The sequence below is a fragment of the Terrabacter sp. NPDC080008 genome, from assembly GCF_040702505.1.
Lineage (GTDB): Bacteria > Actinomycetota > Actinomycetes > Actinomycetales > Dermatophilaceae > Terrabacter.
The window spans coordinates 1,096,859-1,116,905 of the sequence record NZ_JBFBLC010000001.1 but is presented as its reverse complement, the minus strand read 5'-3'; the positions used below and the strand labels follow the sequence as shown (position 1 = coordinate 1,116,905).

Sequence of the window (20,047 nt, the reverse complement as noted above, 5' to 3'; positions counted from 1 at the left end):
ACCCAGGGAAGTGTGCTGAGGACCTGGTTCGTGGTCCGGCCCGGTGGACCGGAGCGGGTCAGCCGGCCGGGGCGGCCGCGACCGTGGCGGTCGGGGCTTTGGCCGCCTCCCGGCGGCGAGTGCCCGGCCGGGCGGCGCCAGCGAGCTGGCCCAGGGCGACCAGCGCGATGAGCGCGGCGGGGCCGCCGATCAGCATCATCCGGGTGTTGCGGTCGGCCAGCGCGATGAGGACCCAGCCGGCGTGCGGGACCCCGAGCTGCACGAGGGGCTGCTCCTGCGAGACCAAAGTGAAGTGCCAGGGGTCCGGCTTGGGGTTGGCGTCGCCCTTCGTCGTGAAGACCGTTCCGCCCCCGGCGGCCGGCTTCATCGCGAGGATGCGATGGGTGACGAGGTTCGCGACCCCCGAGTCGGCGGGCGGCAGGTAGGTGATGACGTCGCCCACCTTCAGGTCGTGGACGGCGACCGGCTTCTCGAGGACGATCGAGCCCTTGTCGTAGGTGCCTGTCATCGACCCCCCGGTGATGACGTAACGGCTGTAGCCCATCAGGCTCGGGACCAGCCACGCGGCACACGCCGCGATCACGACGAAGACCACGAGGTTGACTGCCCACCGGGACAGGCGGCGCAGGGCGCCCACGCCTTGTGTGTGCTGACGTGCCATGTCGCTCTCCTGCTCTCTGCGTCTCGGTCTAGTGCGGGCTGGTGTGGCTGGTCGGTCCATGTGCTGGTGCCGGGAGGGGCTCCCCAACAGCCCCTCCCGACCTACTTCGGGCCCCTCCCAAGGCCCTCCGAACCCCTTGCGGGGTCAGGTCATTCGGTCAGATGACCGGGTCAGGTCACTGGTTGGTCGTGGTGGCCGTGTCCTGGACCGAGCTCCACGCGTAGACGGCGCTGGCGGTCTTGCCCTGCTCGGCGTTGGTGGCGTCGGCGCTGAGCTTGACGGTGAAGGTGAAGTTGTGGGCCTGGCCGGGCGCCCACGTGCCGAGGTCGTTCTTCGCGCCGTCGACGAGGGCGCCGAAGGTGCCGCTGAAGACGGTGGTGCCGGCGGTCGTGTCCTTGATGTCGAGCGTCAGGTTCGAGGCGGAGAAGCCGTTGGTCGAGGAGACCTCGGTCAGCGAGAAGAGGGCCGGCAGCGAGCCGGTGTTCGTCAGCGTCAGCGAGCCGTTGAGGACGTCGCCCGGCTTGAGGTTGGTCAGGTTGAAGATGGCCTGGCCGTCCTTGGAGTTGCTCTGCGTCAGCGTTCCGGCGGTGACGGCGCTGATCGTGTTGCCCGTGGTCGAGCTGAAGGTCGCACCCGACCCGACGGCGATGCTGCCGGCGGCGAGGAGGGTGGCGAGGGGGACGAGGACCTTGCGGTTCATGGCTGCTCCAACGGTGTGGGCAGCCGCTCGGCTGCCAGGGTGGTTTGTGGGTTCCTGCTACGGAAAGAACGTTATGGAGGCGCACGCCACGGCCCGGCAACGTCAGCTCCTCACTCCCGCCACATCTGGGAACCGTTCGACAACAGCTCTCCAACACCGCCCGTAGACTTCCGAGGCCGTATGCCGTCCCACCCCCTCGAGGGAGTCACCACCGTGATCGACGCGTTCGTCTACGACGCCGTCCGCACCCCCTTCGGCCGCTTCGGCGGAGCGCTGGCCGGCACCCGGCCGGACGACCTGGCCGCGCTCGTGGTGCGCGCCGTCGTCGACCGCTCCCCCGGCTTGTCAGCCGACCCCCGCCTCGTCGACGAGGTCGTCTTCGGCAACGCCAACGGCGCGGGTGAGGAGAACCGCAACGTCGCCCGGATGGCCACCCTGCTGGCGGGGCTGCCGACGAGCATCCCGGGCAGCACCGTCAACCGCCTGTGCGGGTCGAGCCTCGACGCGGCGATGATCGCCTCGCGGCAGGTGGAGACCGGCGACGCCGACGTCGTCCTCGTCGGCGGCGTCGAGTCGATGACGCGTGCCCCCTGGGTCATGCCGAAGACGGAGAAGCTCTATCCCGTGGGCAACCTCGAGCTCGCCTCGACGACGCTCGGCTGGCGGCTCGTCAACCCGCGCATGCCGTCGGAGTGGACCGTCTCCCTCGGCGAGGCGACCGAGCAGCTGCGGGAGAAGCACGGGGTGACCCGCGAGCGCCAGGACGAGTTCGCGGCGCGCTCCCACCACCTCGCAGACGCCGCGTGGAGCGAGGGCTTCTACGACGACCTCGTGGTCGGGGTGCCCGGCGTGGCGCTGTCGCGCGACGAGTCGATCCGTCCCGACACGACGACCGAGCGCCTCGCCGGCCTCAAGACGTCCTTCCGCAAGGAGGACGGCACGGTGACCGCCGGCAACGCCTCGCCGCTCAACGACGGCGCCTCGGCCGTCCTCGTCGGCAGCGCGGCGGCTCGCGAGCGTCTGGGGCTGGACCCGATCGCGCGCATCGCGGGGCGTGGCACGAGCGCGCTCGACCCGCAGTATTTCGGCTTCGCACCCGTCGAGGCGGCCGAGCAGGCGCTGAGGAGGGCCGACATCACCTGGGCCGACGTGTCGGCGGTCGAGCTCAACGAGGCCTTCGCCGCGCAGTCGCTGGCGTGCATCGACGCCTGGGGCATCGACCCGGAGATCGTCAACCGCCACGGCGGCGCCATCGCCATCGGTCACCCGCTCGGCGCCTCCGGCGGGCGCGTCCTCGGCACGCTGGCGCGCAGCCTCCAGCGATCGGGCGAGCGCTGGGGCGTCGCGTGCATCTGCATCGGGGTCGGTCAGGGGTTGGCCGTCGTCCTCGAGAACGTCACCGCCTGAGCGTCGCCGGCCCGACGGCATACGTACGCGTTCGGCACAGCAGTACGCGTTGGCCGCAGGAGTGCGCGTTCGCCCTAGGAGTGCGCGCTCGCGGCAGAGGTGCGCGGTGCACCGCGCACCTCTGCGAGAACCGCGCACCTGCGAAGGAGCCGCGGCGCACCCTGCCGCGGTCAGGGCAGGGACGCGCCGCCGCACATGACGAGGGTCTGGCCCGTCACCATCGCGCCGGTGGGCTCGAGCAGGAAGCGGGTCAGCGCCGCCACCTCCGAGGGCTCGACGAGACGGCCGAGCGGCGGGACGACGGGCGGCACCGAGGCCCGGTTCGGGTCCTCCAGCATCGCTGTGCGCGTCGGGCCCGGTGCGACCACGTTCACCGTGATCCGTCGAGGTGCGAGCTCGGCCGCCCACGCTCGAGCCATGGAAGCGAACGCGGCCTTGGTGGCGGCGTACTGGCTCTTGCCCGGGACCCCGCTCATGGTCCGACTGCCGACGAGCACGACTCGGCCGCCGTCCACGAGTGTCTCGACGAGGCCGCCGACGAGCAGCTCGGCGGCGCGGACGTGCACCGCCCACATCCGCTCACCGTGGGCTGGGTCCAGCTCGCCGAGCCGGCCGGCGTACTGCAGCCCGGCGGCGTGGACGATCGCGTCGACCTCGGTCGCGGTCCGTCCGACGCTGGCGAGTGCCTCCGTCGTCGAGGCGACGTCGGCGAGGTCGCACGCAACCCACGTCGCCGCCTCGGGCAGGCCGCCCCGTGAGCGGCTCAGCCCGAGCACCTGCCATCCGGCGCCCAGGAGGTCCTCGGCAACGGCGAGGCCGATGCCCGAGCTGGCTCCGGTCACGATCGCGGTGCGTGTCCCTCGCTCGGCAGACCGGGGTGCCGTCACCCTCACCCGGCGTGGCTCGCGCGCAGCCGGTCGACGACGACTGCGGGCAGGTGCACGTGCTTGATGGCCCGGCGGTGATAGGTGTACGCGATGTGTAGGTCACCGTCGCGGCCTGGCAGCACCGACGGGTAGGACAGCTCGCGGTTGAGCCCGTCGCGCGAGTTGTTGGACATGCAGTAGCCGTCGCCGTTCTCGAGGTCGACCTGCACCGGCCAGGACCGGCCTTCGTCAGGGCTGAGTCCAAGCGTCATCGGCGCCCGCGGCGCGCCCCAGAAGGCGGTCCGGCGCCCCGCAGCCTCGGTGGCTTCGGTGGCTTCGGTGGCTTCGGGTGATGGCTCGGCGACGACGGGACCCTCGAGCCCCTCGACGACGCCCTCGTCGTCGATCTCGTCGTAGAGCGAGACACGACGCTCGGTTGCGTCGAGGGCCGAGCTTCGGTTGAACACGAGCGTGACCTCTCCCCCGCCGGTCGCGACAGCCTGGATCGAGGAGTTGTTGTTCGGCAGCGCGGTCGGAGTCGGCACCGCCCACGTCAGGCCGTCGTCGGTGGACGTCGTCTCCCACACGTGATCGGCCCAGCGGCTGCGGAAGCACGCCCACAGCGAGCCGTCCTGTCGGGCGACGACGTTCATGTGGACGCAGCCGAGCGACCCGGGCACCGGCGACTCCGACCACGTCTCGCCGCCGTCGTCGCTCCACCACACACTCGAGGTGTCCTCGTTGCCGACCCACTTCTCACCGGGCACGGTGACGCAGTTGAACACCGGCAGCAGGATGCGCCCGCTCGCCAACGCGACGGGAGGCTGACGCACGAACACGCCGCCGACCTCGGTGGCGGGCAGCAGCACGGTCGGCGGCTCCCACGTCTCGCCGCCGTCCAGGGAGACCCGGCGGCGCACCTCGGAGGTGTCCTGGTCGCCGGCGAGCTGGGCGGTGTAGAGCAGCCACACGTCACCGCTCGGCGCCGTGAACAGCACCGGGTTCTGCTCCGACCTGGTCGGGTCGTCGCTCAAGGGCACAGGGTCGAGCCACCTGTCGGTGCCGGCCGGCATGCGGCTGAGGTAGGCGGTGATGTCGCTGACGCCCTCCTGGGTGCCGCCGAACCACACGCACGCGAGGTCGCCGTTCGGCAGCCACGCGAGGTTGGCCGCGTGGCACTGCACCGTCGGGGTGGGGAGGTATGCCGTGCGGCCGCCTCCCTCGCGCGGGCGCGGGACGCCGTCGGTCGGGAGCGCCTGCGTCGACCCGGCGACGGTCATGACGCTCCCCGTGCCGCCCTGAAGTGGGCCGAGGCCGCCTGCTCGAGGTGGACGAGGTCCGACGAGACCGTGGCCAGGGTGAAGCCCTGTCCGAGGCGCTCCGCGGCGACCTCGCCACTGGGAGTGTGGAACCCGGCGGCGATGCCTGCCGCCTCGGCTGCCGCCAGGATGCGCTCGACGGCGGCCTCGAAGGCGTCGTCGACGGCAGGGTCGGTCGACGTCGCGCCACCTACGGCGAGCCGCAGGTCCGACGGGCCGATGTAGAGACCGTCGATCCCGGGCGTCGCCGCGATGGCCTCGACGTTCTCGAGACCCTGGGGCGTCTCGATCATCGCGAGGACCACCGTGGCCGCGTTGGCGTCGGCCGGGTTGGGCCCGATCCGCAGCTGGGACCTCATCGGGCCGTACGAGCGGATGCCCTCGGGACCGTACTTGGCGTACGAGACCGCGCGGGCGGCGTCCTCGGCGGTGTTGACGAGCGGCACGATGATGCCGGCGGCTCCGGCGTCGAGGGCCTGCCCGATGAGGAAGGGCTCGTTGCCGCCGACGCGGACCATCCCGACAGACTCGCCTCCGGCGTCGATGGCCTGCATGCCGGCGAGGATGCCCTTGTAGTCGAGGAGCCCGTGCTGGGCGTCGAAGCAGACGTAGTCGTAGCCGACCCTCGCCAGCCGCTCGGTCGAGACGGGCGAGTCGATGATGACCCAGTAGCCGAGGATGGTCTCGCGGGCCCGCACGCGCCGGGCGTAGTCGAGCACGCGCTCGCGGCTGCGCTCCATCGCGGTCTGTCCGCCCTCGTTCGCGGGGCTCATCGGTTGTACCCCGGCATCGAGCCGAGCAGCGGGGCCCCTGCCTCGTCGCACGCGGCGAGGACGTCGTCGGGGAGCGGACCGGCTTGTGCAGCAGTGATGTTGGCCTCCAGCTGGGACGGTTTGGAACCCCCGAGCAGCACCGCCGATACGACCGGCTTGCTCAGCAGCCAGCGCAGCGACAGCTCGGGGAGGGTGATGCCGGCCTCGGACGCGATATCGCCGAGCGCCTCGATGACCGCGAACGTCTCGGCGTTCCAGTAGCGGTCCTTGTACATGGTGGCGAGCGCCGACGAGCCGAAGCGGCCCTCGCCCGGCGACTCCGTGAAGGAGTGGCGCCCGCTCAGCAGGCCGCCGCCGAGCGGGTTGTAGACGATCGTGGCCAGGCCCTTGGTCGTCGCGAACTCGGCGTACTCGGCCTCGATGCGGCGGGCGACGAGGTTGTAGAGCTGCTGCGCGAGGACCGGCCGCGGCGTGCCGATGGCGTCGCAGGCGGCGAAGACGTCACCGATCTGCCAGGCGGAGTAGTTGGAGACGCCGATCGCTCGGACCTTGCCCTCCTTGACGAAGTCGCCCAGGGCGGCGACGGTCTCGTCGATCGGGACCGACCGGTCGGGCTGGTGCAGGTAGTACACGTCGACGAAGTCGGTGCGCAGCCGGCGGAGGCTCGCCTCGAGCGAGGACCGCAGGCCGGCGGCCGAGAGCAGGGGCGCGCCACCCGCGTCACCGGGATAGATGCCCGCCTTGGTCGCGATCGTGGCCGCGTCACGGCGCCCCGCCAGGATCTCGGCGAGCATCTCCTCGCTGCGCCCACCGGCATACCCGTTGGCCGTGTCGATGGAGGTGATGCCGGCGTCGAGCGCGGTGTCGACCATCGTGCGGGCGGTGTCGAGGTCGACGGTGTCGCCGAAGGTCATGGTGCCGAGCACCAGTCGCGGGAGCGGCCGGCCCAGGCCCGGCAGGTCGATGGTCGGTAGGGCGGGCGTGGTCATGAGGCCTTCTCGGTCTCCGCCGCGCGAGAGGCGGCGATGTGTCGGATGAGGTGTCGCGGCTTGATGCCGGTCATGAGGGCCGGCTCGAGGGCCGACCGGCGCAGGCGCTGGGTGTACTCCTCCTGCGGCCGCGAGAGCAGGTCGTCGGTGCGACCACCCTCGACGATGCGCCCGGCCCGCATGACGATGGTGTCCTGCGAGATGGCGCGCACGACGCCGAGGTTGTGGGAGATGAAGAGGTAGGTCAGGCCCGTCTCGCGCTGGATGTCGGCGAGCAGCTCGAGCACCTGGGCCTGCACGGACACGTCCAGGGCACTGGTCGCCTCGTCGCAGACCAGCAGCTCGGGACCCGAGGCGAGCGCCCGGGCGATGCCGATGCGCTGGCGCTGGCCGCCGGAGAACTCCGGGGGCTTGCGCGCCAGGGCCGTGCGGGGCAGCCCGACGCGGTCGATCAGCTCGGCGGCCTTGTCCCGCTGGACCTTCCGCGACTTCTCGCCTCGGGCCCTGACCGGCTCGGCGACGATCTCCTGGGCCGTCAGGTGCGGGTCGAGCGAGCCGTAGGGGTCCTGGAACACCATCTGCACGCGGTGCCGCAGGGGGCGTAGCTGCTTCTCGGAGAGCGCGGCGAGGTCGGTGCCGTCGAGGTCGACGACTCCCGAGGTGGGCTTGAGCAGGCGCACGAGCGCCTTGGCGATCGTCGACTTGCCGCAGCCGGACTCCCCCACGATGGCCAGGGTGCCGCCGCGCGGGACGGTGAACGACACGTCGTCGACGGCGCGGAAGACGTCCTTGCCGCTGCCGTACTCGACGACGAGGTTGCGAACGGTCAGCAGGTCCTCAGCCATGGCTGGCCTCCTTCACGAGCTTCGGGGCGCCGTATGCCGTGTGCCCGGCTGAGGCGGCGCCCGCGGGGTGGGCGGGGACGTCCGTGACGGCATACGGCGCCTGGCCCACCGAGAGCGCGGGGTCGTCCCAGGGGCCGAGCTCCGGAATGGCCCCCAGCAGCTTCTGCGTGTAGGGGTGCTGCGGGTTGTCGACGACGTCGGTCACCGGGCCGCCCTCGACGAAGGTGCCGGACTTCATGACGTGGATGCGGTCGCTCATCAGGCGCGCGACACCGAGGTCGTGGGTGATGAGCAGCAGGGCGATGCCGGTGCGCTCCTGCAGCTCGAGGAGCAGGTCGAGGATGCCGGCCTGCACCGTGACGTCGAGCGCGCTGGTCGGCTCGTCCGCGACGATGAGGTCTGCATCGGTGGAGACCGCCATCGCGATGAGCACGCGCTGGAGCATGCCGCCGGAGAGCTGGTGCGGGTAGGCGCCGAACTGCTTCTCGGGGTTGCGGATGTGCACCTGCTCCATGAGCGCGAGCGCGCGGGCCCTGGCCTCTGCCTTGCCCATCTTCGGGTACTTGACCCGGACCGCCTCGGTCATCTGCCGGCCGACGGTGCGGATGGGGTTGAGAGCCGTCATCGGGTCCTGCGGGATGAGGGCAACGGTGCGTCCACGCAGCGAGTTGATGACCTTGCGGCTGCCGGTGACGTCCTGGCCCTGGATGCGCGCCTCACCGGAGACGACGGCGAGGTCGTCGGGCAGCAGGCGCAGGATCGCCATTGCCGTGGTGGACTTGCCCGAGCCCGACTCACCGATGATCGTGACGGTCTCGCCCTCGTCGATGTGGAAGCTGACCCCGTCGACGGCGCGGACGACGCTCGAGCCGGTCATCAGCTCGACCTGCAGGTCCTTGACCTCGAGGACGCTCATGCCTCGTCTCCCTTCGTGCGGCGGACCCGGTCGCGCAAGCCGTCGCCGACGAGGTTGACCCCGACGACGAGCAGGGCAATGACGATGCCCGGGATCGTGACGAGCCACCACTTGCCGGTGACGAAGAGCTCACGGCCGTCGGAGATGATGCCGCCCCAGGTCGGGTAGGGCCGCTGCACGCCGGCGCCCAGGAACGACAGCGCGCTCTCGAGCAGCACCGCCTGGGCCAGCAGCAGCAGGACGACGACGAGGACCTGCTGGAGGATGTTGGGGATGAGGTGCCGGGTGATGATCGAGATGCGGTGCAGCCCGAGCACCCGCGCGGCGGCGACGTAGGGCTTCTCCCGCTCCACGAGCACCAAGGCGCGCGTGATGCGAGCGGGCTCGGGCCACTGGGCGAAGGCGATCACCAGGGTGATGACGGGAATCGACGGGCCGAAGAGCGCGACGACCAGCAGCAGCATGAGCAGCAGCGGCAGCGACATCTGTGCCTCGAGCAGACGGGAGACGATGGTGTCGACCCAGCCCCCGAAGTAGCCGGCGGCCGCGCCCGCGACGATGCCCACGACCCCGGAGACGAAGATCGCGAGGACGCCGATGACGAGCGAGGTCTGGCCGCCGTGAAGGATGCGGCTCAGCAGGTCGCGGCCGTTGGGGTCGGTGCCGAAGAGGTGGCCGGCGCTGAACGGTGGCAGTGAGGAATCCGCCAGCCGGCCCACGATCGGGTCGGGCAGCGGCAGGAGCTGCGCGAGCGCCACCGGGATGACCACGACTCCGGCGCAGATCGCGCCGACCCAGATCTTGATCGTGCTGTAGCGAGCACGTCTGGCCGCGGCCGAGCGGCGCAGCAGCACCTTGGTGACGACCGAGTCACGCCCGAGAATCGAGCCGGGGACCTCGTGCAGGGCCGGCGCCTGGGGGTGACCGGGCAGGTTCGTCGAGGTGGTCATGCGCTGGCCTCTCCGAGTCGGACGCGCGGGTCCATGAGCGGGTAGAGCAGGTCGACGAGGAGCTGGACGACGAGCGCCAGCACGACCGTCACGAGGACCGTGGCCTGGATGAGCGGGAAGTCGCGTTGCTTGAGTGCGTTGACGACCAGCTCCCCGACCCCGGGCCAGCCGAAGACGACCTCGACGATGACGACGCCGTTGAGCATGGCCGCGAAACGGGTGCCGAGCGCCGTCACGACCGGGATGGCCGAGTTGCCGAACGCATACCGCCAGGTGAGCGCACGCTCCGAGATGCCGCGTGACCTGGCGACCGTGAGGTAGGGGGCAGCGAGGTTGACGACCATCTCGCGGCGCACGAGCCGGGAGATGAGGGCGATCTGCAGGATGGCGATCGTCACGGTCGGCAGGACGATGGATGCCATCGAGGTGAAACCGGACGGCTGGAACCACCGAAGCTGCACCGCGAAGAGCATGAGCAGCACGAAGCCGATCCAGAAGTCCGGCATCGACTGCCCGGCGATGGTGCCGATGTTGGCCCCCAGCTCCTTGGCCGTGTCGGCCCGACGGGCCATCCACACGCCGAGCGGGATGGCCACGACCGCCGTGACGACGATCGCCGCCACGGCCAGCGTGATGGTGTAGGGCAGGCGCTCCATGACCACCTCGAGGGCGGGGCGCTTGAAGAAGAACGAGGTGCCGACGTCGCCCTGGAAGAGGTGCTGCAGGAAGACGAGGAACTGCACGGGGATCGACTTGTCGAGCCCGAACTGCTGACGGATGGCCTCGAGCTGCGCCGACGTGGGGTTCGGGGGCGCATAGTTCGCGGCCGGGTCGCCCGGGGCCATCCGCAGCAGGACGAAGACCGTCGCGGTCGCGAGGAACGCGGTGAGCACGGTCTGCGCGATGCGCTTGAGGACGTACTTCAACATGGGATCACCTTGGAATGCCGGGGATGCCGGATGGTGCCGGGGTGCGGCGACCCGCTCAGGCCGAGACCGTCACGGAGCCGAGGTCGTAGGAGTTGATCGCGCGCAGCTTGAGCCCCTGCACCCGCTTGCGCTTGGCGAGGACGTTGTTGGGCGTCCAGGCCCACATGGCCGGCCACAGCGCCCAGATCTTCTCCTGGGCCTGCTTGAGCAGCTCGTCGCGCTTGGTCTCGTCGGCCTCGGCGCCGGCCTGGTCGAGGAGCGTGGAGATCTCGGGGAAGACGAATCCCTGGTAGGTGTCGCGCGTCTTCTCCTTCGCGGCGGTGCCGCCGTACTGCCCCACGAGGTTGGTCAGGGCCAGGCCCGTCTGGTTGCCGTAGCCGTTGGCCAGCACGTCCCAGTCGCCGGACTCGCCACGACGCCAGGCGTTGATGTCGCCGCCCTTGGGGATCATCTTCAGCGTGGCGGTCACACCCACGGCCGCGAGCATCTGGCTGATGGCCTCGAGCACCCGGGACGCTCCGGCGAACTCGGAGTCCTCCCAGATGAAGGTGAGCTTCAGGCCGCTGCCGCCGTTGTCGGCGAGCATCTGCTTGGCCTTGGCCGGGTCGTAGGTGTACTCGCCGGTCTTGACGTAGCCGGCAAGGGTCTTGGGCACGACACCCTCGGCCGAGGTCACCTGGTTGTTCATCAGTGCCTTGATGAGCGAGTCGTGGTCGATCGCGTACGTGAGGGCCTCGCGCACCTTGGGGTTGGCGAGCGGGTGCCCCTTGGGCTTGCGGAAGTTGTAGAAGAGGTGGATCAGGCGCGTGCCGGGCGTCTCGATGACGTCGATGTCGTTGTTGGTCTTGAGCGAGGCCGCCGACTCCGGGGTGATCGTGTCGATGACGTCGGCCTGGCCGGAGGTGATCGCGATGACGCGAGCGCCCTCCTCCTCCTGGTAGGAGACGTTGACCGTGTCGAGCTTGGCCTTCTCGCCCCAGTAGTTGTCGTTGCGGGTCAGCTTGTACGTGCCGGTGCCGGTGTCGGCACTCGCGATGACGAAGGGCCCCGTGCCCAGGCCGTTGCTCAGCTCCTCGGCCTTGTTGTCCTTGGCCGGGGTGATGAGGATGTTGGACATCAGCGAGTTGAGGGTGACGACGGGCACCTTGGTCGTCAGGGTGAAAGTGCGGTCGTCGACCTTCGTGAAGGTGGGTTGCTCGGGGAACTGCGAGGCGACGTAGCCGGCCGGCACCTGGAAGTAGAGCTTGAGGGCCGTCTCGACGTCGTCGACCGTGACCGGCGACTTGTCGGAGTAGTGGATGTCGTCGCGCAGCTTGACGGTCCACTCGGTCGGCTTGGTCTGCTCGAACGACTTGGCGAGGACGAGCTGGGGCTTGAGGTCGTCGCCGATCTTCGTCAGGGCCTCGCGCACCGCGCGCTGGACGGTGACGGCCGCGTCGTACTGGTTGAGCTTGTTGTCGAGGCTCACCAGGTTGCGGTTGAGCACGATGTTCAACGTGCCCCCAGCAGCACCGGCTCCGGCCGTGCTCGCGGTGTTGGCGGCCTTCGGCCCGGCGCAGGCGGCGAGCGCGGGAGCGAAGAGAGCTCCGGCGCCGGCCAGCGAGGCGAGCTTGAGGATCGAGCGACGCGACAGCTCGCGCGCCGGCTGGTCAGACGTGGGAAGCAGTGCAGGCTGCTGGGGCATCGGGACTCCTCGTTGAGCGGTGGCCTCCCCGTCGGTGCGCTCCCTGCGCCCTCGGGTTGCCCAACCTTCGCACCATTGCGCGATTCACGCAATACCTGTAGCGTTTTTTGTGAAGGAACGGTTCAGCGCGCACCATCCGCCCACTCGCAGATGGAGCGACGTGGCCTGGTTCACCATCACGGCAGGGTCGCCAGTTTCCTTGTTGCGCAGATATATACGCCCATAACAGCGGGAAGGAGGAGCCATGGCCGAGCTTTCCCTCGGGATCGTCGCGGACGACTTGAGCGGCGCCGCAGAATGCGCAGCACACGCTCTCGTGCGCGTTTCGCGCAGCATCGTCAACCTCACCTCCTCGCGCCCCGGACCTTCGCCCGAACGCACCGGTACAGGTAACACGAGCGTCCTGACCGTCGACACCGACTCCCGCAGGCTGGACGGCCACCACGCCGCCGCCGCGGTCCGCAGGGCCGCCACCCTCGTCGCCGATGCGCCCGTCGTGGTCAAGAAGGTCGACTCGCTCCTGCGTGGTCACCTAGCAGTCGAGGTCGCCGCCCTGGCGGACGAGCTGCACCGCGTCCCGGTCGTCGCCGTGACGAACCCTGCACTGGGGCGCATCGTGCGCGACGGCGTGCTGCACGTGGACGGCATGCCGCTCCACGACACCGACCTCTGGGCCGTGGAGCCCGGGCCCGTTCCCCGGTGCGTCGCGGACGCACTCCAGCCGTTGCCCACCGTGCTCGTCCCCCACGAGACCGTGCTGCGCGGCGCCGAGGCCGTATGCGTGGAGCTCGCCGCCGCGGCCGAGCGCGGTCTCGTCGCCGTCTGTGACGCCGTCAGCGAGCGGGACCTGGACGTGGTTAACGAGGCGGCACGCCGGGCCTCCGCGGCCGCCGGCTCGGGCACCCTGGTCGTCGGCTCGGGCGCGCTCGCCGACGCGGCCGTCCGTGCCCTGCCCGACCGGACCGGGGTCTCGCAGCACGCCGATCTACTCAGCGCCGTCGACGCCGAACACGAGGCCGGCGATGCGCCGCAACGTCGCGACCCGGGACCCGGCATCGGCGACGCGGTGCCCGGGGTGCTCATGGTGCTCGGGACGCGTGCGCCTGGGACGACTGCGCAGATCGCGCAGCTGAAGGCGCGCGGCGCCAGGGTCCTGCTGCTCGAGCCGGGCCGCCTGCTGGACGCGCCGGAGGATGCCGGGGCCCGCCTCGCCGGGCTACCCCGCCGCGGCGTCGTCGTCGTGGCCCTCGATCCCGCCGCCCCGGTCTGCCCGGCCCAGGCGCGACGGCTGAGCGACGCCCTGGCTGCGGCAGTCGCGCCCCACATCGACCAGTACGGGGCCGCTCTCCTGTCAGGGGGCGAGACGGCTCGCACGGTGCTCGACCGGCTCGGGGTCGCCTCGCTCGCCGTCGTCGCAGAGCTCGAGACCGGCACCGTGCTCAGCCGACGTCCCGACGGCCGGCACGTCGTCACCCGGCCGGGCAGCTTCGGCGACTCCAGCTCGCTCGTCCGGGTCGCCGAGCGTCTCGGCGGCCTGTCGGGCACACCTGCCACCTCACCGGCTGCCCCACCCGCTCACACCGAACCCCGCGCCACCACAGGCGTGATCAACGAGGAGAACCCATGACCGCCGCCCTTCCCCGCATCGCCGTGACCATGGGAGACGGCGCCGGCATCGGCCCCGAGATCATCGTCAAGGCCCTGGCCGACCCACACGTCGCGACCCTGGCCCGCACCGTCGTCGTCGGCGACGCGCTGCGACTCAAGCTGGCCGCCGACATCGCCGGGGTCGCGGTCGACATCGTCACCATCGACGACGTCGAGCAGGCCACCGAGATGCCAGGCCGCATCAACGTCATCGACCTGGGCCTGCTGCCGCCCGACCTGCCCTTCGGCACGCTGTCCGCAGTCGCCGGCGACGCGGCGTACCACTACATCCGCGTCGCCTCCGAGCTCGCCATGGCGGGCAAGGTCCAGGCGATCTGCACGGCGCCGCTCAACAAGGAGGCGCTGCACGCCGGCGGCCACGTCTTCCCCGGTCACACCGAGCTGCTCGCCCACCTCACCGGCACCCCGGAGGTGTCGATGATGCTCTCGACCGAGAAGGTCAAGGTCATCCACGTGACCACCCACATCGGCTTGCTCGACGCGGTGGCCCGCATCGAGCCGGGGCTCGTCGAGCGCGTCATCCGCCGCGGCCACAAAGCCCTCGTCGACGCCGGCAACCCGAACCCCAAGATCGGGGTCTGCGGCATCAACCCGCACGCCGGTGAGAACGGCCTCTTCGGCTACGGCGAGGAGGAGGCGAAGATCAACCCCGGTGTCGAGGCGGCCCGCGCCGACGGCATCGACGTGCACGGTGCCCTCCCGGCCGACACGCTGTTCTTCCTCGCGGGTCGCGGGGACTACGACCTCGTCGTCGCGATGTACCACGACCAGGGCCACGGTCCCGTCAAGGTGCTCGGACTCGAGGCTGGCGTCAACGTGACGATCGGACTGCCCGTCATCCGGACCTCGGTCGACCACGGCACCGCCTTCGACATCGCCGGCACCGGTGTCGCCGACCACCGCTCGATGATCGAGGCCCTTCGACTCGGCGCGGAGATGGCGCCGCGGCCCCACGGCGCCTAAGGTGCCCAGCGTGGCGAAGCACAGCGCGCAGACGCGTCGGGGGGAGATCGTGCGCCTCGCCACGACGAGCGGGCTGGCCAGCGTCGAGGAGCTCTCCGAGCAGCTCGGCGTCACCGCCTCGACGATCCGCCGCGACCTCGCCAAGCTGACCGCGCAGGGCAAGCTCGCGCGGACCTATGGCGGGGTCATGAGCCTGGCCCACCACCCCGAGGCCTCGCTGCGCCAGCGGCTGGGGGAGGCGCACGCCGCCAAGAGGGACATCGCCTGCTGGGCCGCAGCCCAGATCGAGCCGGGCGAGACCGTGCTCCTCGACGCCGGGTCGACGATGGGTGCCCTCGCCGACGCCATCGTCAAGATTCCCGACCTCACCGAGCTGACGGTCGTGACGGCCGGCATCAGCGCCATGTCGACACTCACCGACAGCGTCGGCATCGACGTCATCGCCCTTGGTGGCAGGCTGCGCCCGCTGAGCCAGGCGTTCGTGGGCCCGCTCGCCGAGGCGGCCGTGCAACGCCTCTCCTTCGACCGCGCGTTCATGGGAGCCGACAGCGTGCACGCCGAGCGCGGGATCTGCGAGGCCGACCTCGAGCAGACCCGGCTCAAGGAGCTGATGATGGGCCGGGCCGAGCACACCTACGTCCTCGCGCACTCCGACAAGCTCGGCCAGTCACCCTTCCACGCCTGGGCGGTCATGCCGCGGCGCTGGACCCTCGTCACCGACGAGGCCGCGGATCCCACTGCACTGCAGGCTTTTCGCGACAACGGCGTCGAGGTCGTCGTCGCCCCCCGCCGAGACTGAGAACGGCCGTATGCCGTGTGGCCGGCCACACGGCATACGGCCGCCCGCGGTCAGTCCTCGACGATCGTCGTCATGACCCAGTCCCGCACCTCGGGCATGTCCTCGAGGTGCTCGACGATGTAGTCCTGGTGCTCGCTGAGCCTGGCCTCGCACCAGCGCTTCAGCTCGCTCGCCCCACGCACCTGCCGGCCGGCGTTGTTGATGGCGTCCATGACGAGGTGGTAGCGGTCGACCTCATTGCGCACGACCATGTCGAAGGGCGTCGTCGTCGTGCCCTCCTCGCTGAAGCCGCGCACGTGGAAGCGGTCGGCGTCGGGGCGGCCGTGGACGAGCTGGTGGATGGCGCCGTGGTAGCCGTGGAAGGCGAAAACGACGTCGACGGAGTCGGTGAACAGCTCACCGAAACGCGCCTCGTCCATGCCGTGCGGGTGGCTGCGGCGCCGCGAGAGCGTCATGAGGTCGACGACGTTGACGACGCGGACGCGCAGCTGCGGCAGCCGCTCCTTGAGGATCTGGGCGGCCGCGACGACTTCCATCGTCACGACGTCGCCGGCGCACGCGAGCACGACGTCCGGGTCGCGGTCGCCGTCGTCGTTGCCCGCCCAGTCCCATATCCCGGCGCCCGCGGCGCAGTGCTCGACGGCCTCGTCCATCGTCAGCCACTGCGGCTGCGGCTGCTTGTCGATGACAATGAGGTTGACGTAGTTCTTCGACCGGAAGCAGTGATCGGCCACGGAGAGTAGGCAGTTCGCGTCCGGCGGCAGGTAGATGCGCGCCACCTCGCCTCGCGCGTTGAGGACGGTCTGGATGAGGCCGGGCCCCTGGTGCGAGAAGCCGTTGTGGTCGTTGCGCCAGGCCGTCGAGGTCAGCAGGATGTTGAGGCTCGGGACCTTGGCGCGCCAGTCGAGCTTGTTGGCCTCCTGCAGCCACTTGCTGTGCTGCACGGTCATCGACGCGCTCACCATGGCGAAGGCCTCGTAGGTGGCGAAGAGCCCGTGGCGCCCGGTGAGCGTGTAGCCCTCGAGCCACCCGTGACAGGAGTGCTCCGACAGCACCTCCATGACCCGGCCCTCGTGCGAGAGCTTCACGTCCTCGTCGAGGACGCGCTCGGCCGTCATCCGCTCCGAGACGTCGAAGACGGCCCCGAGCCGGTTGCTGTTCGTCTCGTCGGGGCTGAAGAGCCGGAAGGTCGTCGGGTTGCGCACGTAGAGCTCGCGCATCAGCTCGCCGATCGCCCGTGTCGACTCCTCGCGCACCGTCGCGGGCGAGGGGACGTCGCGGGCGAAGTCACGGAAGTCCGGGATGTCGAGCTCGGTCGCGAGGACCCCGCCGTTGGCGTGCGGTGAGGCGCTCATGCGCAGGTCACCCTCCGGGTTGGCCTGCAGCACAAGGTCGCTGGGTCGACCTGACTCGTCGAAGATCTCCTCGGGCCGGTAGGAGCGCATCCACTCCTCGAGCAGCGCGAGGTGCTCCGGGTTGTCCTTGACCCCCGAGAGCGGCACCTGGTGCGAGCGCCACGTACCGGTCACCTTGACCCCGTCGACCTCCGCCGGACCGGTCCAGCCCTTCGGCGTCCGCAGCACGATGAGCGGCCACCGCGGCCGCTCGCCCATCTCCCAGCCCTCGGCTCGGGCCTCCTCCTGGATCGCCCGAATGCGCGCGTATGCCGTCGCGAGCGTCTGCGCGAAGCGCTCGTGCATGCCGGGCAGGTCGTCCCCCTCGACCTCGAGGACCTCGTAGCCGTGACCCTCGAGCAGGCTGCGCACCTCCGCGGGGTCCTTGCGCCCGAGCACCGTGGGACCGGAGATCTTGGCGCCGTTGAGGTGCAGCACCGGCAGCACCGCCCCGTCGCGACGGGGGTTGAGGAAGGAGATGCCCTTCCACGAGCCCTCGAGCGGGCCGGTCTCGGCCTCCCCGTCACCGACGACCGCGAGGGCCAGCAGGTCGGGGTTGTCCATAACAGCCCCGAACGCGTGGACGAGCACGTAGCCGAGCTCGCCGCCCTCGTGGATCGAGCCCGGCGTCGTCACCGACACGTGGCTCGGGATGCCGCCGGGCGCCGAGAACTGCCGGAAGAGGCGCCGGAGGCCCTCGGCGTCCCTCGTCACCCCGGGATAGATCTCGGAGTAGGTGCCCTCGAGGTAGCCGGCCGCCACGAGCGCCGGACCGCCGTGACCGGGGCCGGTGAGGTAGATGGTCTCCTGGCCGGTGTGCCGGATGACGCGCGCCATGTGCGTGTAGACGAACGACAGGCCGGGGCTCGTCCCCCAGTGGCCCAGCAGGCGCGGCTTGATGTCGTCCGGGGTGAGCGGGCGACGCAGGAGGGCGTTGTCCTGCAGGTAGATCTGCCCGATCGTCAGGTAGTTGCTGGCGCGCCACCACGCGTCCATCGACGCGATCTCGTCAGCGGTCGGGGCCGGCACGGTGGTCATGGTCGTCGTCGTCACAGCTGAGGCCTCTCGGTGCGTCGTCGTCCGTCCTGTCGAGCCTCACGGACGCCGGACGGGCTCGCAAGGGCACGACCGAGGCGTACCCACCCCACGGCATACGACTCGGGGGAAGGTCGGCGCCGGGACGGCGTCCGGACAGAGCAGTGGGCCGGCCCCCGAGAGGACCGACCCACCCCACTCCGGAAGGGTCAGCGGTCGAAGGCGTCCTTGACGTCCTCGGCCGCGTCCTTGAGCTGCTCACCCCGCTGCTTGAGGTCCGCCGAGGCCTGGTCACGCTCGCCCTCGGCCTCGAGTCGCTCGTTGTCGGTGACCTTTCCGGCGGCTTCCTTGACCCTGCCCACCAGGCCTTCACCCGTGTTCCTGGCCTTGTCTGCAGTACCCATCTCAGGGCTCCTCTCGCGAGCGATCGGATGCCTCCCCCCTACCCGCTGGCTCGGCATCCCCACCACCCGGACGCCGGCTTCCGCGGTCCGCCTAGGGGCTGCGGTCTCCGGCTGTCGGTCCGCTTTGGGACACTGGAGCCGTGACAACGATCCCGTCCCCCGTTCCCGCCGACCCGCCCGGCGCGGGGCGCATGCAGCAGACCCGCGACCTGAGCAGGTTCGCGTACCTCTCGATAGCCGCCGCCGTGGTCACGATCACGCTGAAGGTCATCGCCTGGCGCATCACCGGATCGGTGGGTCTGCTGTCCGACGCGGCGGAGTCGGTGGTCAACCTCGTGGCCGCCGTCGCGGTGCTGATCGCGCTCAAGGTCGCCGCCATGCCGGCGGACAAGAACCACCACTTCGGCCACACCAAGGCCGAGTACTTCTCCGCCGCGATCGAGGGCATGATGATCTTCGTCGCGGCCCTCGTGATCATGTACACCGCGATCGAGCGCTTCCTCAACCCCCGTCCGATCGAGAACGTCGGCCTGGGCCTGGCCATCTCCGTCGTCGCCTCCGCCGTCAACGGCGCGGTCGCCGTCGTCCTGCTGCGGGCCGGCCGGCGCTACCGTTCGTTGACGCTCACCGCCGACGGCAAGCACCTGATGACCGACGTGTGGACCTCAGCCGGTGTCGTCGTCGGCGTCCTGCTCGTGGGCCTGACCCATGTCGAGCGCCTCGACCCGATCATCGCCTTCCTCGTCGGGGTCAACATCGTCTGGACCGGCTGGCGCCTCATCCGGGAGTCCACCGAGGGCCTGATGGACATCTCCATGCCCAAGGAGGACAACCGCGCGATCGCCGAGATCCTCTCCCGCTTCGTCACGAGCGAGGTGCACTTCCACGCGCTGCGCACCCGCCTGTCCGGCCACCACCGGTTCGCCGAGGTGCACGTGCTCGTGCCCGGCGCGTGGACCGTCCAGCGCGGCCACGACCTCGTCGAGGAGGTCGAGGAGGCCGTGCACCGCGACTTCGGCGAGATCGCGCTGACGTGCCACCTCGAGCCGTCCGAGGACCCGCGCGCCTACGGCGACTACGCCGCCGAGTTCCCCATCCCGACGCACGACGACCTCCTGGCCCAGCACGGCGCACCGAAGGGCGACGACCAGGGATGAACCGGGCGCACGTCGTGGTGCCGTCCCCCCTCGGCGACCTGACCGTCGTCGCGGAGGACGGCGCCCTCACGCACGTGCTCATGGACGCCGCGAAACACCGGCGCACCGACCCCGAGGCGTTCGGCGAGGCGGGCGACCTCCCCGACGAGCCGTTCGCGTCCGCCGCGAGTCAGCTCGACGCGTACTTCAGTGGGTCGCTCACGACGTTCGACCTGCCGCTGGCGCCCCGCGGTGATGCGTTCCACCAGCGGGTGTGGGCGCTGCTGCGCGAGATCCCCTACGGCCAGACCCGCAGCTACGGCCAGCTGGCCACGGCTCTGGGCGACCGCAACCTCGCCCAGGCGGTCGGGACGGCCAACGGCCGCAACCCCATCGCCGTCATCGTCCCCTGCCACCGCGTCATCGGCGCCGACGGCTCCCTCGTCGGGTATGCGGGCGGGCTCGACCGCAAGCGCTTCCTCCTCGCGCTCGAGGAGCCGCCGGCTGACGCGTCCGGCCGCCTCTTCTGACCCCAGACCCCGGTCGAGAGCGCGCCCCGTCCCACTCGAGAGCGCGCCCCGTCCCACTCGAGAGCGCGCCCCGCCCCAC

General features: G+C 70.8%; 19 protein-coding genes. 6 read left to right on the top strand and 13 right to left on the bottom strand.

Annotation, left to right across the window (positions count from 1 at the left end):
* Positions 1-58 precede the first annotated feature (58 nt).
* Both AB0316_RS05215 and AB0316_RS05210 read right to left on the bottom strand, forming a co-directional pair.
* Complete coding sequence (locus AB0316_RS05215) at positions 59-661, bottom strand: signal peptidase I (RefSeq protein WP_366271053.1); 603 nt, start codon at positions 659-661, stop codon at positions 59-61.
* Between the two features lie 175 nt (positions 662-836).
* Entirely contained in the window at positions 837-1,361 is a 525-nt protein-coding gene (locus tag AB0316_RS05210) for a TasA family protein (RefSeq protein ID WP_366271051.1), read from the bottom strand.
* A gap of 213 nt (positions 1,362-1,574) precedes the next feature.
* Here AB0316_RS05210 and AB0316_RS05205 point away from each other — a divergent pair, with 213 nt between their 5' ends.
* A complete protein-coding gene (locus tag AB0316_RS05205) occupies positions 1,575-2,768 on the top strand; it encodes a thiolase family protein (protein ID WP_366271301.1) in 1,194 nt (397 codons plus the stop codon).
* Positions 2,769-2,938: 170 nt separating this feature from the next.
* Here the strand turns inward: AB0316_RS05205 and AB0316_RS05200 are convergent, their stop codons facing one another.
* The 9 genes from AB0316_RS05200 to AB0316_RS05160 are packed head-to-tail and all read right to left on the bottom strand — an operon-like array spanning position 2,939 to position 12,039.
* On the bottom strand, positions 2,939-3,610 hold the full coding sequence (locus AB0316_RS05200; protein WP_366271049.1) for an SDR family oxidoreductase: 672 nt from the start codon (positions 3,608-3,610) through the stop codon (positions 2,939-2,941).
* A 47-nt stretch (positions 3,611-3,657) separates the two neighbouring features.
* Positions 3,658-4,914, bottom strand: a complete 1,257-nt coding sequence (locus AB0316_RS05195) for an exo-alpha-sialidase (protein WP_366271047.1) — start codon at positions 4,912-4,914, stop codon at positions 3,658-3,660.
* Positions 4,911-5,726, bottom strand: a complete 816-nt coding sequence (locus AB0316_RS05190) for an aldolase/citrate lyase family protein (RefSeq protein ID WP_366271044.1) — start codon at positions 5,724-5,726, stop codon at positions 4,911-4,913. Before AB0316_RS05190 ends, AB0316_RS05195 begins: the two co-directional genes overlap by 4 nt.
* Positions 5,723-6,715: an aldo/keto reductase gene (locus AB0316_RS05185; protein WP_366271042.1), complete on the bottom strand. Its 993-nt coding sequence runs from the start codon at positions 6,713-6,715 to the stop codon at positions 5,723-5,725. The genes AB0316_RS05190 and AB0316_RS05185 overlap by 4 nt, the downstream gene beginning before the upstream one ends.
* Positions 6,712-7,560 (bottom strand): ATP-binding cassette domain-containing protein, encoded by an 849-nt coding sequence (locus AB0316_RS05180; protein ID WP_366271040.1) that lies wholly within the window; start codon positions 7,558-7,560, stop codon positions 6,712-6,714. Before AB0316_RS05180 ends, AB0316_RS05185 begins: the two co-directional genes overlap by 4 nt.
* Entirely contained in the window at positions 7,553-8,476 is a 924-nt protein-coding gene (locus AB0316_RS05175; RefSeq protein ID WP_366271038.1) for an ABC transporter ATP-binding protein, read from the bottom strand. The genes AB0316_RS05180 and AB0316_RS05175 overlap by 8 nt, the downstream gene beginning before the upstream one ends.
* Complete coding sequence (locus AB0316_RS05170) at positions 8,473-9,426, bottom strand: ABC transporter permease (RefSeq protein ID WP_366271036.1); 954 nt, start codon at positions 9,424-9,426, stop codon at positions 8,473-8,475. Before AB0316_RS05170 ends, AB0316_RS05175 begins: the two co-directional genes overlap by 4 nt.
* Positions 9,423-10,355 carry an ABC transporter permease gene (locus tag AB0316_RS05165; protein WP_366271034.1) on the bottom strand — a complete coding sequence of 311 codons (933 nt, stop codon included), beginning with the start codon at positions 10,353-10,355 and terminating at the stop codon, positions 9,423-9,425. The genes AB0316_RS05170 and AB0316_RS05165 overlap by 4 nt, the downstream gene beginning before the upstream one ends.
* Before the next feature lie 55 nt (positions 10,356-10,410).
* A complete protein-coding gene (locus tag AB0316_RS05160) occupies positions 10,411-12,039 on the bottom strand; it encodes an ABC transporter substrate-binding protein (protein WP_366271032.1) in 1,629 nt (542 codons plus the stop codon).
* Between the two features lie 244 nt (positions 12,040-12,283).
* On the opposite strand from AB0316_RS05160, the gene AB0316_RS05155 reads away from it, so the two are divergent.
* The 3 genes from AB0316_RS05155 to AB0316_RS05145 are packed head-to-tail and all read left to right on the top strand — an operon-like array spanning position 12,284 to position 15,469.
* The gene (locus AB0316_RS05155) at positions 12,284-13,666 is read left to right on the top strand and encodes a four-carbon acid sugar kinase family protein (RefSeq protein ID WP_366271030.1); all 1,383 of its coding nucleotides are present in this window, start codon (positions 12,284-12,286) and stop codon (positions 13,664-13,666) included.
* Complete coding sequence (gene pdxA, locus AB0316_RS05150; protein WP_366271028.1) at positions 13,663-14,670, top strand: 4-hydroxythreonine-4-phosphate dehydrogenase PdxA; 1,008 nt, start codon at positions 13,663-13,665, stop codon at positions 14,668-14,670. Before AB0316_RS05155 ends, pdxA begins: the two co-directional genes overlap by 4 nt.
* A 10-nt stretch (positions 14,671-14,680) precedes the next feature.
* On the top strand, positions 14,681-15,469 hold the full coding sequence (locus AB0316_RS05145; RefSeq protein WP_366271026.1) for a DeoR/GlpR family DNA-binding transcription regulator: 789 nt from the start codon (positions 14,681-14,683) through the stop codon (positions 15,467-15,469).
* Positions 15,470-15,519: 50 nt separating this feature from the next.
* Here AB0316_RS05145 and AB0316_RS05140 read toward each other — a convergent pair whose 3' ends face one another.
* Together AB0316_RS05140 and AB0316_RS05135 are read right to left on the bottom strand one after the other, a co-directional pair.
* Positions 15,520-17,901 carry a phosphoketolase family protein gene (locus tag AB0316_RS05140; protein ID WP_366271024.1) on the bottom strand — a complete coding sequence of 794 codons (2,382 nt, stop codon included), beginning with the start codon at positions 17,899-17,901 and terminating at the stop codon, positions 15,520-15,522.
* Positions 17,902-18,107: 206 nt separating this feature from the next.
* Entirely contained in the window at positions 18,108-18,302 is a 195-nt protein-coding gene (locus AB0316_RS05135) for a CsbD family protein (RefSeq protein WP_366271022.1), read from the bottom strand.
* A gap of 191 nt (positions 18,303-18,493) precedes the next feature.
* Here AB0316_RS05135 and AB0316_RS05130 point away from each other — a divergent pair, with 191 nt between their 5' ends.
* On the top strand, positions 18,494-19,459 hold the full coding sequence (locus AB0316_RS05130) for a cation diffusion facilitator family transporter (protein WP_366271298.1): 966 nt from the start codon (positions 18,494-18,496) through the stop codon (positions 19,457-19,459).
* Positions 19,456-19,968, top strand: coding sequence for a methylated-DNA--[protein]-cysteine S-methyltransferase (locus AB0316_RS05125; protein ID WP_366271020.1), 513 nt, complete (start codon positions 19,456-19,458; stop codon positions 19,966-19,968). Before AB0316_RS05130 ends, AB0316_RS05125 begins: the two co-directional genes overlap by 4 nt.
* Positions 19,969-20,047 lie beyond the last annotated feature (79 nt).